A 15813-nucleotide genomic window follows, 5' to 3' on the forward strand; every position below is an offset into this window, starting at 1 on the left:
GCCTAGAATTTCCCACGGACGCCGAACGAGATCGTCGTGCCGTTGAAGAATGAATTGTCGCGGCGCGTCGAGCCATTGCCCTTCGGCTGGTTGGGGTTGGTGTAGTAGGTGTAGAGATTCTCGTTGGTGATGTTCAACGCATCGATGCGCAGCTCGACCAGATCGTTGACCTTGTAGCTGATCGTGCCGTCGAGGAACGCCTGCGGCGCGACATAGGGGATCTGGTCGTTGCCGTTGTTCTGTGACGTGATGCCCGTCTTCGCGCGGTAATTGTAGGAGCCGCGGATCGAGAACGGCCCCTTCTCGTAGAAAGCCGTCACGCTGTACGTATAATCCGGGACGAACTGGATCGAGATACGATCTCCGTTCGTCAGCACGAAATCGTCGCCGGACTGGTCGATCAGCGTGAAGCTGCTGGTGATGCCGAGGCCGTCGAACGGCTTGGGCAGGAAGGTGAAGTTCTGCTGATAGGCCAGCTCCAGCCCCTTCAGCTTCAGCCTGCCCTGGTTAACCCAGATCGTGCGGCGGAACAGGTAATTGGGATCGATGACGCCGTTTACGCAGGCCGGGGAGCCGAGCGAGGCGCAGTTGAAGGCGCTCGAAGGCAGGCCGACCTCGCTGAACGGGACATAGTCGAACACCTGGGTCGCGCGATCGACGATGTTCTTCTGGAACACGCCCGCGCTGAGCAGCCCACCCGGCGCGAAATACCATTCGAGGCCCGCATCGTACTGCGTGGCGATCTGCGGACGCAGGTTCGGATTGCCGACGGTGTATTCGGCGTTGAAGATGTTCGGCACGTTGGTGCCGGTCGCAATATAGGACAGCGCTGCGCGGGTGATCGTCTGGCCTCCGGACGCGCGCAGGACGAGCTTCGGCGTGATGTCGAATGCCAGGCTCGCCGAGGGGAGAAGGTTCTGATACCCACCCTTGCGCTGCACCGGAGCGAAGTTGCCGCCGCCGATGCTCTGATAATTGTCGATGATCGTGCGGGTATCGGAAAAGCGCATGCCGAAGTTGCCGCGCAGCGCATGGCTACCGACCGGGATCTTGAAGCTGGTCTCGAAGAACGCCGACTTGACGATCTCCTCTGCGTTGAAGGCGGCGTTGAGACGGACCGGCGCCTGCCGGTTCGCACCGTTCGCATCCAGCACGTCCATCACGAACGAACGCGGGAAGGTCGCGAACTGCGACGGATAGCCGGAATTCCCGCCGTTGGTCAGCTCGCCGAACTGGATATACGGGTCCATGTATGAAAAGACGCCGGCCGGATTGCTGGCGAAGGTGCCGCCGTTCGGCAGCGGGGTGGCGGTGGCGATGCTGGTGCCGTCCTGCCGCGAGATCCTCTTGGTGGTCGAGACATAGCTGCCGCCGAGCTTGAGCGACAGCAGCTGGTCGCCGGTGTCGACCGGGGTCCAGTCCAGCACGGCCCGGGCGGTCTTTTCCCGGTCCAGCTCGTCGTTGATCGCGAAGCCGAGCGACGGCGACGAATATCTGCTCGTATCGGTGAAATCGACCGGCGAGCTGATCGTCGGATAGCTCACGTTGCCGCTGGGATCGAAGGTGGTGGTGATGCCGAAGATGTTCGAGATGATGCGGTTCTCGGAATAGACCGCCTTGCTCTCGCTGATATTGCCCTGGGCCGAGAGCGTCATCGTGTCGGTGAGCTTGTAGGACGCTCGCACGATGCCGTATTTGAACCGGGTCTTGGCGTCGCGGAAGAAGCTCTCCGTCAGGATGCTCGAGTTCCCGAACGTGCCGTAGAGGTTGTTGTATTCGTCGAGGTGCACGTCGAGCGGGATGAGGCCCGAATGGTTGCCGGTGCCGGGCGGAGCGGTGCTGCCGGCGACGGTCCGCGAGTTGCGCACCGGCACGCCGAAGGTGAACTCGTCCGTCTGGTCGGTCAGCCGCGAGAAGATGCCGTCGACGCTCGCCTCGAAACGGTCGCTCTTGTACTGAAGCGATCCGACGAAGCCGAGGCGCTCGCGCTCGTTGTTCGAGGCGAAGACGCGATAGAAGCGCGGCAGATAGCCGTTCTCCACCTGGGCACGGGTCAGGCCGCCGAAATTGGCGAGCGGGTTGTCGAGGTCCAGCTCGAACTGGAACGGCCCGCTCGTGTTCGCGGGCGGCGCGGGCGTGTAATAGGGACGGCGACCGAGCGCCGACGAATTATAGCCGCCGGTGGACTGGAAGCCCGACCGCTCGTTGACGTTCTTGGCATAGGCCACGCCGAACAGCGCACCGAAATTGCCCCAGGTGTCGCTGAGCAGCAGCGACCCGCGCGGGCGCCATTCCTTTGACTGGGTGTTGTAATTGGCCTGCGCCGTGTAGCGGATCACCCGGCCGCTGTTGTCGAACGGCCGGGGCGTCTGCAGGTCGACGTTGCCGCCGATGCCGCCTTCCTCGAGATTGGCAAGCGGCGTCTTGTAGACGTCGACCCGCCCGAACAGCTCGGACGGGAAGACGTCGTAGTTGAAGTCGCGCGCCGAAGTGCCGACGTTCATCGCCGAGGTCGTGCGCACCGGCGCGCCGTTGATCGTCGTTACGGTGAATTCCGAGCCGAGGCCGCGGATGCTGATCCGCTGCCCTTCGTTGGATGCGCCGTCGCGCGACAGGATGACGCCGGGAATGCGCTGAAGCGAATCGGCGACGTTCGCCTCCGGGAACTTGCCGATATCCTCGGCCACGATCGAATCGCGGAAGCCGATCGCCTCGCGCTTGAGTTCGATCGCCTTGCTGAGGCTGCCGCGGAAGCCGGTGACGATGATGTCGTCCGCCGACGCATCGGCCTGATCGCCGCTCGCGGGCGCATCCTGCGCGGAAGGCTGACCCGGCTCGATGCCCGATTGCTGCGCATAGGCAGGTCCGGCTGCAAGGGTGATGGCAAGCGCGCCCGCCGAAACAGCCGACGCCAGAATCGATTTCCCCATGTCTCTCTCCCGTCACGTTCGCGGTGCAGGCCGCGCGTGCCGTTCTTGTATGATAACTTTTGGCGATCCAGTCAATTGTCAGACTGTTTCGGGGAGATATCAGCGGTTTCCTACGGAAATCCGCGACGATTCCGCGCTCCCGATCCACCGACTCGGTGTAAGTGGTATGATAGATTCGAGGAATCAGCCCCTGTCGGGCAGTGTGACCTAGCAGGCCTCGTCGGTCCGCCTACGCGCCCGCAAGCTGGCGCTGAGGGTGGAATGGCGCGTGAGGCTCTCGTGCATATGCTGGCGGGCGGCCTCGCGGGCGCGGGCCGAATCCATCCGGATGATCGCGTCGACGATCGCCTCATGCTCCGCGAGCACCTTCGCGGCATAGGCGCGATGCGCCTCGTCGGGCTTGTCGCCTAGATAAAGGCTACGCGAGGGCACTAGGCGAAGGCCGAGGAACTCGACGAAACGCGCATAATATTCGTTCTGCGTGGCCTGTGCGATCGCGAGGTGGAAGGCGGCGTCCGCCTTGGCCGAGGCGACGGGATCCTCACCGACCGCGACCATCTCCTCCAGCGCGTCCTGGATGGCGCCGATATCGGCCGTGGTGCGGCGCGCCGCCGCCAGCCCCGCCATCTCGGTCTCCACCGCCATGCGGATCTCGAGCAGCTTGATGACGTCGGCCAGTTCCTGGACTTCGTCGCGGGTGATCTGGAACGCCCGATATTCGGCGGTTTCCGCAACGAACACCCCGGCGCCCTGTCGCGAGAGCGTCAGCCCCTGAGCAGCGAGCCGCGCGACGGCTTCGCGCACGACGGTGCGGCTGACATTCTCCGACAGCGCAATCTCCTTCTGGGAGGGAAGCCGCGAGCCGGCGGGAAGCTCGCCGGAACGAATCCGTGCCTCTAGCTTGGCGAACAGCTCGTCGGTCAACGATCCGGTGCGGATCGTCTCTTCGGCTCCGCTGGGCGAGACCTCGATCGGCAGGGCCTCAGACCGACTTGTCATACTTATCTCCGATAGCTACCCTCGTTTATCACCAACAATGACAACAGTCGATCCGGCGAAAGGCCGACAATGAGGGGATTTATGCGATCACTGCCCGGTCTGTCCGCCCTGCTCCTCGCGAGCACCGCCTCGACGCTCGCAGCGCAGGAGGTGGCGCTGCCGATCCAGCCGCAGGTCTCGCCCGATCGGCCGGAGTGGGAGAATCCCGCCGTCTACGCGATCGGCAAGGAGCCGGCGCGCGCCACCGGATTCCCGTTCGAATCGCGCGAGAAGGCGCTTGCCGGGCACCGCACCAAGTCGACGCGCTTCCTCCCGCTCAACGGCCAATGGCGTTTCGCCTTCTCGCCCAGTGCCGACACGCTCCCGGCGGGGTTCGAGAAGCCCGGCTATGACGTGTCCGGCTGGAAGGAGATCAAGGTCCCGGCCGACTGGCAGACGGAGGGCTATGACCAGCCCAGGTACAACAACATCACCTACCCCTTCCCCGCCAACCGGCCGCTGATCCCGCATGCCACCAACCCGGTGGGCTCGTACCGGCGCGACGTGGAGGTGCCGGCGGACTGGAGCGGATCGGACGTCATCCTCCACATCGGCGCAGCCGGATCGGCCTATTATGTCTGGGTCAACGGCGAGAAGGTCGGCTATTCGGAGGATTCGAAGCTCCCCTCCGAGTTCGACGTGACGCGGTTCGTGCGGCCGGGCCGCAACACCATCGCGATCCAGGTCTATCGCTGGTCCGACGGCAGTTATCTGGAGGATCAGGATTTCTGGCGCGTCTCGGGCATCGAGCGCGAGGTGTTCCTGATGGCGGCGCCCAAGACCCGGGTGCGCGATTTCTTCGTCCACGCCGGCCTCGACGACGCCTACCGGGACGGACGGCTCTCGGTGGACGTGGCAGTGACTGCATCCGATCGCCCGGTCACGGCACGCGCGCTGCTGCTCGACGGCGACCGGCGGGTGCTCGAGCTTTCCCGGCGGATCGAAGCGGGCACGGGCGAACGCACCGTCACGCTGACCGGTGCAGTGCCCGGCGTGAAGCCGTGGACGGCCGAAACGCCCAACCTCTACATGCTGCTCGTCGAGCTCTACGACGCCGAGGGTCGGATCATCCAGTCGACCTACAGCCGCATCGGCTTCCGCACCGTGGAGGTTCGCAATGGCCTGGTCACGGTGAACGGCAAGCCGATCACCATCCGCGGCGTCAACCGCCACGAGCACGATCCCGAGACGTTTCACGTCATCTCGCTCGAATCGATGGAACGCGACATCCAGCTGATGAAGCGCAACAACATCAACGCGCTGCGCACGTCGCACTACCCTAACGATCCGCGCCTCTACGAGCTCGCCGACCGATACGGCCTCTACGTGATGGACGAGGCCAATATCGAGAGCCACGGCTATATGGACTGGGCCAACAAGCGCCCGCGGCTCCGCGGCCAATATCAGCTCGGCTTCGATCCCGCCTGGGAGGATGCGCACAAGAGCCGCATCCTCAACATGGTCGAGCGCGACAAGAATCATCCCTCGATCATCTTCTGGTCGCTGGGCAACGAGGCAGGCATCGGCCCCACCTTCAACAAGGCCGCGGCGGCAGTGAAGGCGCGCGATCCGAACCGGCTGGTGAGCTATCTCGGCTGGGGCACCTGGCCCGGGGTGACCGATCATCGGCCCAACGACTATGCCGACATCTATGCACCGATGTACGACAGCGTCGAGAAGATGGTCGACTATGCCGAGAGCTGGGCATTCCGCCAGCCGATGATCCAGTGCGAATATGCCCATATGCAGGGCAATTCGGGCGGGAACCTCAAGGAATATTGGGATGCGATCTATGCGCATCCCGGCAAGCTGCAGGGCGGCTTCATCTGGGACTGGGTCGACCAGTCGATGTACCGCTACACCGCCGACGGGCGCCGATATTGGGGCACGGGCGGCGAGTACGGTCCCAATCCGGGCGGCGACATCGAGTTCGGCGACGGGCTGAACCAACCCGACCGCACGCCCAACCCGCACCTGTTCGAAGTCCGGAAAGTGTATTCGCCGATCCAATTCTCGAACTTCGACGCCGCGGCGGGCCGGTTGACGGTGATTAACCGCCACGACTTCGTCGACCTTTCCGGTTACGACTTCGGCTTCGAGGTGCTGGAGGACGGTGTGGCAGTGGCGAAGGGGCAGCTTCCCGCGCTCCATGTTCCGGCGCGGGGCCGCGAGACGATCGCGCTCGCCCTCCCCTCCTTCACCCGCAAACCCGGCGCCGAATATGTGCTGACCGTGAGCGCCCGCGCCAAGGCAGGAGCTATCCCCGCGGTGGAGGCCGGGACGGTGATCGGATGGGAACAATTCGTGCTCGGCCGCGAGCCGGCGAACGCGCCTGTCCCCTCGGGTGATGTCGCGCTCGCGGAGGGCAAGGAGACGATCCGCCTCGCCGCCCACGGTGCCGAACTGGTCCTCGACCGCAAGACGGGGCTCGTCGAGCGCTATGCCGTCAACGGCCAGCCTTTCCTCCACGGCGGCACGCCCAATTTCTATCGTGCGCTCACCGACAACGACATCGGCACGGGCCTCGAGAAATCGCATGGCCTATGGAAACAAGCTTCGGCGGTGCGCGTGGTCCAGGGCGTCGAGACGCGCCGGCTTGGACCAAGCGCGGCCGAGGTGACGATCCGCTATGCCGTGGGCGATGGTGCGGCCACCTTCGTCTCACGCTATCGCATGATCGGCGACGGCTCGGTCCGGGTGGAGGGCGATTTCACGCCGCTCAAGCCCGACCTGCCCGATCCGCTCCGCGTAGGCCTGTTCTTCTCGATGCCGGCGCGCATCGATACCGTCTCATGGTACGGGCGTGGTCCGCACGAAAGCTATCAGGACCGCAGGACCGGCGCCCCGCTGGGGCTGTGGCGGGGCAGGATCGCCGACCAGAACCACGATTACATGCGTCCGCAGGAGACCGGCAACAAAGTGGACGTCCGCTGGATGGAGCTGCTCCAGCCCGGACATGGCGGGCTGCGCGTCGTCGGCGACGCGCCGCTGTCGATGAACGCGCTGGCCTTCCCCTATGACGATCTCTCCCGCCGCCCGCCCGGCACGCGCCGGAGCACCGACATCGTGCCGCATGGCGAGGTCTCGCTGATGATCGACGCGGTTCAGTCCGGCGTCGGCGGCGACAATGCCTGGGATGCCGGCGGACGCCCGCTGCTGCAATATCGGGTGCCGTTGAAGCCGATCCATTACGGCTTCACGCTCGAACCCTTCGCGGGCGACGGCACCACGCCCGACCGGGCCAAGCCCGCCGCCGCGGAGGAACTCCGGTGAGCGCCCGACTCTGCGCCGCCGCCGTCGTGCTGCTCGCCGGCGCGGCACCGGCCCGGACCCTCTCCGAGGCCGAGCAATTGCCGCCCGTGGCGAGCCCCCTGCCCCCCGCGCCGGACAAGACGCCGCGCGCGAGGGTGATGCGCGCGGACTATCGCTACGGCGATCTCCTGTGGGAGAACGACAGGACCGCGCACCGCATCTACGGCCACGCGCTGGAGGCGGCCGAGCCGCCCTCTGGGTCGGGAATCGACAGCTGGGGCAAGAACGTCGCCTGGCCCTTCATGGACCGGCAGCTGCGCACCGGCGACCAGCACGCCTATCATGGCGAGGGCCTCGACTTCTATAACGTCGGCACGGGCCGCGGCGCCGGCGGGCTGGGCATCTGGTTCGACAACAAGCTGTGGGTCTCGCGCAATTATCGCAGCTATCGTATCCTGAAGGATGGGCCCGACACGGCCGACTTCGTGGTCGACTATGCCCCCTGGCCGGTCGATGTCGGACGCAAGGTGTGGGAGACGCGCCGGTTCACCCTTCCCCTCGGCACCCATTTCACGCGGCTGGTGTCGACGATCCGGTCGGACAAGCCGGGGCCGCTGCTCGTGGGCATCGGCATCGGCAAGCGCACTACCGGCGACGGCGGCGAGCTGACCGTCGACCGCGCGCGCGGTCTGCTCTCCTGGTGGGGGCCCGCGGACCCGCATCACGGCCGCATGGCGATCGCGCTGCGGGTCAATCCGGCGATGATCGCCGAGATCCGGCAGGACGCCGATAACCATCTGGTGCTGCTCAAGGTCACGCCGGGCAAGCCGTTCGTCTATTATTCCGGCTCGGCCTGGAGCCTGGGCGAAGGCGGCTTCCGCAGCCGAGAGGCCTGGGAGCGCTACGTGGCTGCAGAGCGGCTCGATTTCCTCCCGCCGCGCTGATCATAGGACCACCCATGGAACGCCGCCGCTTCCTCGCCTCCACCCTGGCCACCGGCACGCTTGCCGCGACCGCTCCGGGCTTCGCCACCGCGCGGCACACGCCCGACGGCGCGAGCGACCGGAGCTATATGCTCGACATCCTCGCCAGTATGGCGGAACCGGTGCTGGGCCCGATGTCCGAAGGCCGGCTCCAGGCGGTGTTCGAGCCGGAGCTCAGCCCCACCTGGGACGGGCGCAATGCCAAGGTCGCCTATCTCGAATGTTTCGGGCGGCTGATCTCCGGCATCGCGCCGTGGCTGGCGCTTCCCGACGACGAGACGGCAGAGGGGCGGCTGCGCGCGAAGCTGCGCCGGCAAGCGCTCGCCAGCTATGCCCATGCGGTCGATCCGGCCAGCCCCGACTATCTGCTGTGGCGGAGCGAAGGCCAGCCGCTTGTCGACTCGGCCTATTTCACCAACGCCCTCCTCCGCGCGCCGAAGCAGCTCTGGGACCCGCTCGATGGGGCCACGAAGCGGCGGGTGGTGCAGGAGATCCAGGGCCTGCGCCGCGTGCCGCCGCCCTACACCAACTGGCTGCTCTTCGCGGCGATGAACGAGGCGTTCCTGCTTTCGGTCGGCGAGCAATGGGACCCGATCCGGATCGACCTCGCGGTCCGCAAGATCAACGAATGGTATGTGGGCGACGGCTGGTATGCGGACGGTCCGCGCTTTCACTTCGATTACTATAATTCATATGTGATCCAGCCGATGCTCGTGGAAATCCTCGAGGTGCTCGTCGCGACCGGGGCCAGGTTCAACAAGCTCAACGCGCCGGAACTGCTCGACCAGGCGTACAAGCGGATGCAGCGGTTCGGTGAGCATCTCGAGCGGCTGATCGGGCCGGACGGCAGCTATGCGCCGATCGGGCGGTCGCTCACCTATCGCACCGCCGTCTTCCAGCCGCTGGGATTGCTCGCCTGGCGCAAGAGGCTCCCCAATTCGCTGCCCGAGGGCCAGGTCCGCGCCGCGACGCTCGCCGCGCAGCGGGCGATCTTTCGCAATCCCACCAATTTCAACGCGAAAGGCTATCTCACGATCGGCTTCGCCGGCCATCAGCCGACGCTCGGCGACGTCTATTCGAACGCCGGCAGCATGTATATCGCGGCGGAGAGCCTCATCGCGCTCGGTCTTCCTGCGAAGGACAGCTACTGGACCGCGCCCGGCCTGTCCTGGACGACCAGAAAAGCCTTCAATGGCGAGCCGTTCCCCAAGGATTATTACGTCGACTACTGAAAGGCGGGGCCCCGCACGATTGCGGAGCCCCGGGTTCGGGCTACATCCGGAAGGAGATGCTGCCGACGAAGGTCCGCCCGTTCTTGTAGAAGGCCGACGGTCGGTCGCGCGTGCCGCTGTATTGCAGATACTTCTCGTCGAGCAGGTTCTGCGCCTGGACGGTCAGCGTGACATTGTCGTTCAGCTTGAGCGCGGCCGAGGCGTCGAGCTGATGATAGGGCGCCACCATCTCCTGCGAGCCGAGGCGCCCGATCGTCCGGAAATAGGATGAGCGATAATTGTAGCTCACGCGCGCCTGGAACGGCCCCTTCTCGAAATAAGGGATGATGTTGACCGTGTGCTTGGAGAGATACGGCAGGTTGAGGATCTCGGTCGTGTCCAGCGTCGTCGAGGTGCTGCTGTCCTGATAGGCATAGTTGGCCTGGATGCCGAACCCGCCCCAGAGCTCCGCCTGCCCGTTGATCAGGATGCCGTTCACCTTCGCCTTGCCGCCGTTGACCGGCCGCGACACGCTATAACGGCTCTCGAGCTGACCGGTCAGCGAGTTGTAGAGCGTCACGCCCTCCTGGCGCGTGGTGATGATGTAGTTGGAGATTTCGCGGCGATAGAGCTCGAGCGACAGCAGCGCGCCGGGCGCCGGATAATATTCCGCCGTGACCTCGAAGTTGGTCGACTCATAGGGCTTGAGGAAGGGATTGCCGCCGCCGGCATCATAGGTGACGTCGTTCTGCGTGATCGACGCCGCCAGGTCCTGATAGCGCGGCCGCGAGATCACCTTGGCCACCGCGCCGCGGAAGATCAGCTTCGGATTGACCTCATAGGCGACGTTGAGCGCCGGCAGGAATTTCAGATAGTCGGTCGAGGTGCTGGTCGGCACCGGGCGCGGATTGGGATCGGCCGGCGTCGGCAGCGTCAGGGCGTAGTATGACACGTTCTTGGTGTAGACGAGCCGTCCGCCGATGTTGCCGCGCAGCCCGCCCTGCTCGAAGTTGAGCTGGACGTAGCTCGCCGCGACCCGCTCCTTCACGCGGGTGGAGGCGCCGATCTTGTCCACCAGTGGCGAGTTGATCGCGTTGGCGAGGACGTCGATGACCGATTGTTCGGGCAGGTTCAGGTATCGCGTCGCATTGCCGCTGGCCCCCGTCCCGCTGAATACGTCGTCGGGGGTGACGAGCGCGTCCACGCCCAGCTCCGAGCCGAGCAGCGATTGCTGGAGATAGGTGTTCACGCCGCGCGCATCGACCCGGTTGACGTGGTCGGTGAAGCGGGCGCCGATAAGCAGCTGGGTGAAGAAGCCGCCGAGCGGCACGGTCCCGTCGAAGCCGGCGAACGCGTCCTTGTCGGTGGTGACGCTGTAGTCGAGACCGCCGATCTGCGCGGCGACGAGCGGCGCGCCGTTGACGATCACCGGGTTGCCCTCGATCGTCGCGGGGTTGTTGTTGGGATTGGTGAAATAGCTGGCCGGATTGGTGATGTCGCCGCCGAAGTTCACCTCGGCCGACGTCGGGGTGATCGAGTAGCTGAACGGCGCCGCCGTCTGGACGTTGAAGAGATATTCGGGATTGCGCCCGCCCTTCGCCTTGCTCCACCCGGCGACGAAGGACAGCTTCGAGCCGTCGTCGCCCTCCCAGTCCGCGAAGAAGTTGAGGTTGTCCGTCTTGAGCTTCGTGCGGCGGACGAGCGTGTCGAGCTGCGCGCTCGCTCCGTTCGAAGCGCCGAAGCTGGCGTCGGTCACCACGCCGTTCGAGATGGTCGCCGACTGCAGTACGTCGCCCGTCCAGGCGCCGGGGATCGTGTACATCGACTGGCTGTAGTTGTTGTAGTTGCCGTCGATGTGCAGGCCGCTCAGCGTGAGGGTCAGCTTCTCCGCCGGGCGCAACTGCACGGTGCCCGCGATGCTGGCGCGCTCGCGCTTCTGCTGGAAATAGGCATAGTTGATGCCGAACGGCGACGCGGCCTTGTCGAGGTCGGCGAGCGTTCCCCCGGTGATCACCGCATTCGGGTTCTTGAGCACGCGCTCGCCCGCCGCGTTGGTCGTCATGAACGGGCTGCCGGAACCGTCGGCATTGTCGTAGCCGAAGAACTCGACGCCCGAGCGCACGAGATTCTGCTTGTCGTAGGTGGCGGCGACCAGGACGCCGAACGTCTCCGCCTCGTTCTTCCAGCTGTAGAGGCCGGAGCCGCGGAAGCTCCCTTTCTCCGCCCGGTCGTTGTACGAATAGCCGCCGGACGCGAAGATCGAATTGGCCTTGAGCTCAAGCGGCCGGCGGGTGCGGACGATCACCGTGCCGCCGAGGCTGCCTTCCTCGATGCGCGCCTCGGGCGACTTGTAGACCTCCAGCCGGTCGACCAGCTCGGGCGCGAGCAGCGAATAGTTGAAGGTGCGGCTGCTGGGATCGTTGTCGTTGCCGCCCCAATCGGCCGAGGCCAGGCCGTGGCCGTCGAGCAGCATCCGGTTCAGCGCCGGATCGGTGCCGAGAATCGCGACCTTCTCGCCCTCGCCGAAACGGCGGTCGATCGAGACGCCGGGGATGTGCGACAGCGATTCGGCGACGTTGCGATCGGGGAACTTGCCGATGTCCTCCGACGAGATCGCGTCTACCACGGCGTTCGCGTTGCGCTTGATCTCAAGGGCCTCGCGAAGGCTGCCGCGGAGGCCGGTGACGACGATGTCCGACTGATCGGCATCGACACCCTGACCCGCCGGTTGGGGCGCCGTTTCCTGCGTGGGTGTCGTGTCGGATTGCGTGGCAGGCGCCTGCTGCGCCTGGGCGCTGCCGGCAAAGCCGAGGATGCCGGCCAGGGACGTGGACAGCAGGGTCATCTCTCGCAAACGCATGTGGTACTCCCTTTCAAACACCGGACTGGTCTGCGTCGCGTGGACGCCGTTCCCTGCTGACGGTCGCGCCCGGCGGCTTCGCCCGCTCGATTGCGCTACAATCGACATAACCAAAATACTACCATTCATGCGAGCGCAATCAGCGGCGGCATCCGACAACCACCGCCTGGAAGCGGCATTTCGTCGCGGAAAGCCGATCTCACAATGGAGAGGAGGAGAGCCAAATCCCCGCCTGGCACCATGAAAAGTATCGTTCTGGTCCTAACGGGATGGTCGCAAATGGACCCGCGAGTCAGCGGTCGCCGGTCACCACCCGGACCAACAGCTGCTGCTCGCTCAGGGGATCGGCCAGACGCACAGCCGGCGCGAAGAAGGTCGCTTTCTCGACGGTCCTGGCCTGCAAATCCGACGCCCGATCCGCCCGTCAGGGCCGATCGGCCCAGTTCGGAGCCTCTTCATCATAACCGCCGACGGCGGTGATCAGTCCCTATTCACTCGATAGAGCGCATGATGTGACAGGATGAACAGCGTCCGCCGGTCCTCTCCGCCGAACAGGAGCTGGAGCGGCCGCTCGGGCACGTCGATCCGGCCCAGCTCCCGCCCGTCGGGCGCGTAGACGAACACCTGACCGTTGGCGACATAGACGCGACCCTCGGCGTCCGTCGCCACGCTCTCGCCGCCGCGGTTGGCGAAGGGTTTGAGCTCGGTGATCTCCCCACGCCCGCCGACCAGGCCGGAATAGGTCCTGTTCTCCGACGCATTGGTCACGAACGCGCGCGTGCCCGGCCTTGCCGTGGTGAAGCCATAGGCATCGAGCGCGTCGGAGAAGCGCCAGCCGCGGAAGTCGGGCGGCCCCTGCTGGAACGTCCGATAGGCCGGCAGCGCCAGGCTGCCATCGGGCGAGACATATTCCTGCGCCTTGGGCAACGCCATGTCGCGGGCGAACATCTCGGCCAGCGTGGTGAACTGGAGCGTCTCAGGATCGAGCTGGTCCTTGAACTCGCCGTTGTTCCACCAGTTGACCGGCAGCACCTTGGCCGCGTCCGGACGCTCGGCGACGGGAGTCGGCGGGATGACGGTGAGCTCAGTCTCGGGGCTTCCCGGCTTGAAGCTGTAGACCGTGCCGTTTCGTCCGTCGGACGAGAGCACGAGCAAATTGCCCGAACGGTCGACGGCCAGGTTGACCGGATCGAGCGTGTTGTCGCGGACGATCGACAGCTTGCGGTCCGCCGACCAGCCGTAGATCCGCTGCGTCTTGCGGTCGACGAAGTAGAGCGCCCCCGCAGCATCGACCGCGCCGCCGCCGACCGCCTCGAAGCCGTCGGCGAGCTTCTCGACCCGGGCGCCGCCGAACGTCGCCGGTTCGACCGGTGCCGGATCGGCCGGCACGTCGAGCACCGCGAACTCACGCTCGCGCACCTCCAGCCCATGCGTCACGTCGCGGATGGCGTTCTCATAGGGATATTTGCTGACGCGCAGGAAGGTCGCGCAGCCGTTCTCGTCGCAGGTGCCGAGCCCGCTTTCGGCATTCACATGGACGTTGCGGAAGCGGATGTCCCGCGAGTTGTAGAGCGTGACCGCCGCCGGCGCCGGCTTGCGCGTCCGCGTCACGCGATAAGCATGATGGTTGGCGACGAGGATGTTACGCGAATCGCGGATCTCGAGCGACACCGCGTCGCCGCTCTCCCCGGCTTCCTCCTCCGTCTGCGGAGCGATCAGCTCCCAGTTGGCGACTCGGTTGAGCGCGAACTCGCTGCGGACGTGATGCTCGACCGACGCCTGGATGATCCGCCCCGGCGTCTCGGTGTCGGAGACATAGATGCCCGGATCGGCATAGGTGCTGGGGCTCCAGACGTTGACGAAGGTACCGCCGCCGCCCTGCGTCACCCACAGGCTGGCGTATTGGCCGGCCCAGCGCTTGGCGGGATCGGGATCGCCGGTCTGATTCGCGTTGTAGGGGATGAAGCGGGTGCCGTCGAACAGGTTGGTGCCGTGGCCGCCCTGGAACTTGACGTCGTTGACGAGCGATTGCGCGCCGGCCCTCCAAAGGAGCGCGGTGGCGCGCGGATTGAGCCCGCCGGTCGCGAGGCCGAGGCCGGAGACGATGGCGTCGCCGCCGCGCGCCGATTCCACCAGCGCCTTGGGCGCGCCGACGCCCTGGTATGCCGCGGTGCGGTCGGCGAGCACGATCTGCGTCAGGCTCGGATGAAGGCCGATCAGCACCGTGTCCGGGCGCAGGCGCAGCGTGTTGCTGACGACGTAGAAGCCGGCCGGGAAATAGACCACGCGGTGCCCATCGATCGCGCGCTGGATCGCGGCGGTGTCGTCGGCCGCATTGTCGCCCTTGGCGCCGAGCGTGCGGACGTTCACCCATTCGCCGACGGCCGGAAGCGAGCGGATCATCGGCGACGACGGCGACGGGAGCGCGGCAAGCGCCTCGGCGTCCATCCGCGTCTCGTACCGGCCCATCTGGCCGACGCCGGAAAGTGTCAGACCGTAGGTGAAGGATTTGACGCGGTAGCGGCTTCCCTTCCCCGGCGCCGACCGGCCGCTGTCGCGGAAGCGCGCGAAGACCGGCGTGCCGGTCGCCACGACATTCTGGAAGCCGACTTGGGTGTAGACATTCTCCTCGTTGGAGATGATCACGCCGGCCCGGCTGACGTTCTCGAGCCGCAGATCCTGGCCCCACAGCCAGTCGCCATAGCCGCGGTCGATCTCGATGCCGACCGGCGTGTTGCGCATCGTGACGTTGAGCAGCGTCAGGCTCGCCTCATGCTCGCGGATCGCCGCGTCGCGCTGGCCGTCGAAGGTCGAATCGATGAGCGTGAACTGCCAGGCCGGCGAGGGCTTCTCGGCGAGGATGCCGTAACGGCCGCCGCGGAAGTGGAGGTCCTCGGCCTCGTTGGCGACATGGTAGAGGCCGGCGAGCCCCGAGCCGATGTCGAAGTCGATATGGCTGAGATAGGCGTGCTGCGCGGCATGGAAGCGGATCGCGGTCGCGGCCGGATTGCCATCGCCGATCACGAAATCGACGTTGCTGAGCGCCGAATAGAAAGTGCCGGGATTGGCGTCGGCGACGTCCTTGTCGAACGGGACACTGCCCGGTGGCGGAAAAGGAACGCGGCGCGACGGATCACGCTTGGCACCCGCGAAGATCACCATGTTGGCGATACCGCGCTGGAAACCGGGCGTATTGTCGCCCAGCTCGATGACCGGCCGCGATGCGCCCACGCCGAACACGCGCACGCCTGGCCAGATGAAGATCGTGCGGCTGATCCGGTAGCGGCCCGACGGCACGAACACGATCCCGCCGCCGGGTTTCGCCGCGGCGGCGTCGATCGCCTGCTGGATGGCGGCCGTGTCGTCCGCGCGGCCGTCACCCTTGCCGTTGACGGTGACTGCGCGCGGCTCGTCCGGCGCTTTCACAAAGGCCGACCGCGATGCCGACGCAGGCGTCGCGGATGCCAGCAGCATCGCGAGCGCTCCGATCAACGCACCTGACCAGCCTTGCATGTCTCGACTCCTGAAAATTGTCCCGG

7 protein-coding genes are annotated in these 15813 nt (G+C 65.9%); 3 read left to right on the forward strand and 4 right to left on the reverse strand.

From position 1 onward, the window contains the following. Positions 1-2: 2 nt before the first annotated feature. Together AC2YHA_RS06305 and AC2YHA_RS06310 are read right to left on the reverse strand one after the other, a co-directional pair. The gene (locus AC2YHA_RS06305) at positions 3-2930 is read right to left on the reverse strand and encodes a TonB-dependent receptor (RefSeq protein WP_487400785.1); all 2928 of its coding nucleotides are present in this window, start codon (positions 2928-2930) and stop codon (positions 3-5) included. Positions 2931-3137: 207 nt separating this feature from the next. Further along, the gene (locus AC2YHA_RS06310) at positions 3138-3929 is read right to left on the reverse strand and encodes a FadR/GntR family transcriptional regulator (protein WP_233786360.1); all 792 of its coding nucleotides are present in this window, start codon (positions 3927-3929) and stop codon (positions 3138-3140) included. Positions 3930-4010: 81 nt separating this feature from the next. Here AC2YHA_RS06310 and AC2YHA_RS06315 point away from each other — a divergent pair, with 81 nt between their 5' ends. The 3 genes from AC2YHA_RS06315 to AC2YHA_RS06325 are packed head-to-tail and all read left to right on the forward strand — an operon-like array spanning position 4011 to position 9435. Next, positions 4011-7241, forward strand: coding sequence for a glycoside hydrolase family 2 TIM barrel-domain containing protein (locus AC2YHA_RS06315; RefSeq protein WP_487400786.1), 3231 nt, complete (start codon positions 4011-4013; stop codon positions 7239-7241). Further along, positions 7238-8164 (forward strand): DUF4861 family protein, encoded by a 927-nt coding sequence (locus AC2YHA_RS06320; protein WP_487400787.1) that lies wholly within the window; start codon positions 7238-7240, stop codon positions 8162-8164. Before AC2YHA_RS06315 ends, AC2YHA_RS06320 begins: the two co-directional genes overlap by 4 nt. 14 nt (positions 8165-8178) lie before the next feature. Next, on the forward strand, positions 8179-9435 hold the full coding sequence (locus tag AC2YHA_RS06325; protein WP_487400788.1) for a DUF2264 domain-containing protein: 1257 nt from the start codon (positions 8179-8181) through the stop codon (positions 9433-9435). A gap of 40 nt (positions 9436-9475) precedes the next feature. Here AC2YHA_RS06325 and AC2YHA_RS06330 read toward each other — a convergent pair whose 3' ends face one another. Together AC2YHA_RS06330 and AC2YHA_RS06335 are read right to left on the reverse strand one after the other, a co-directional pair. Then, entirely contained in the window at positions 9476-12274 is a 2799-nt protein-coding gene (locus AC2YHA_RS06330) for a TonB-dependent receptor (protein ID WP_487400789.1), read from the reverse strand. A gap of 480 nt (positions 12275-12754) precedes the next feature. Next, a complete protein-coding gene (locus AC2YHA_RS06335) occupies positions 12755-15787 on the reverse strand; it encodes a glycosyl hydrolase family 28-related protein (RefSeq protein WP_487400790.1) in 3033 nt (1010 codons plus the stop codon). Positions 15788-15813: the final 26 nt, after the last annotated feature.

This window comes from Sphingomonas sp. SRI_018 (assembly GCF_057586275.1).

Excerpts from the sequence above, each read along its gene's own strand:
- AC2YHA_RS06305 (WP_487400785.1), bottom strand. The coding sequence starts at position 2,930 with ATGGGGAAATCGATTCTGGCGTCGGCTGTTTCGGCGGGCGCGCTTGCC.
- AC2YHA_RS06310 (WP_233786360.1), bottom strand. The coding sequence starts at position 3,929 with ATGACAAGTCGGTCTGAGGCCCTGCCGATCGAGGTCTCGCCCAGCGGA.
- AC2YHA_RS06315 (WP_487400786.1), top strand. The coding sequence starts at position 4,011 with ATGCGATCACTGCCCGGTCTGTCCGCCCTGCTCCTCGCGAGCACCGCC.
- AC2YHA_RS06325 (WP_487400788.1), top strand. The coding sequence starts at position 8,179 with ATGGAACGCCGCCGCTTCCTCGCCTCCACCCTGGCCACCGGCACGCTT.
- AC2YHA_RS06330 (WP_487400789.1), bottom strand. The coding sequence starts at position 12,274 with ATGCGTTTGCGAGAGATGACCCTGCTGTCCACGTCCCTGGCCGGCATC.
- AC2YHA_RS06335 (WP_487400790.1), bottom strand. The coding sequence starts at position 15,787 with ATGCAAGGCTGGTCAGGTGCGTTGATCGGAGCGCTCGCGATGCTGCTG.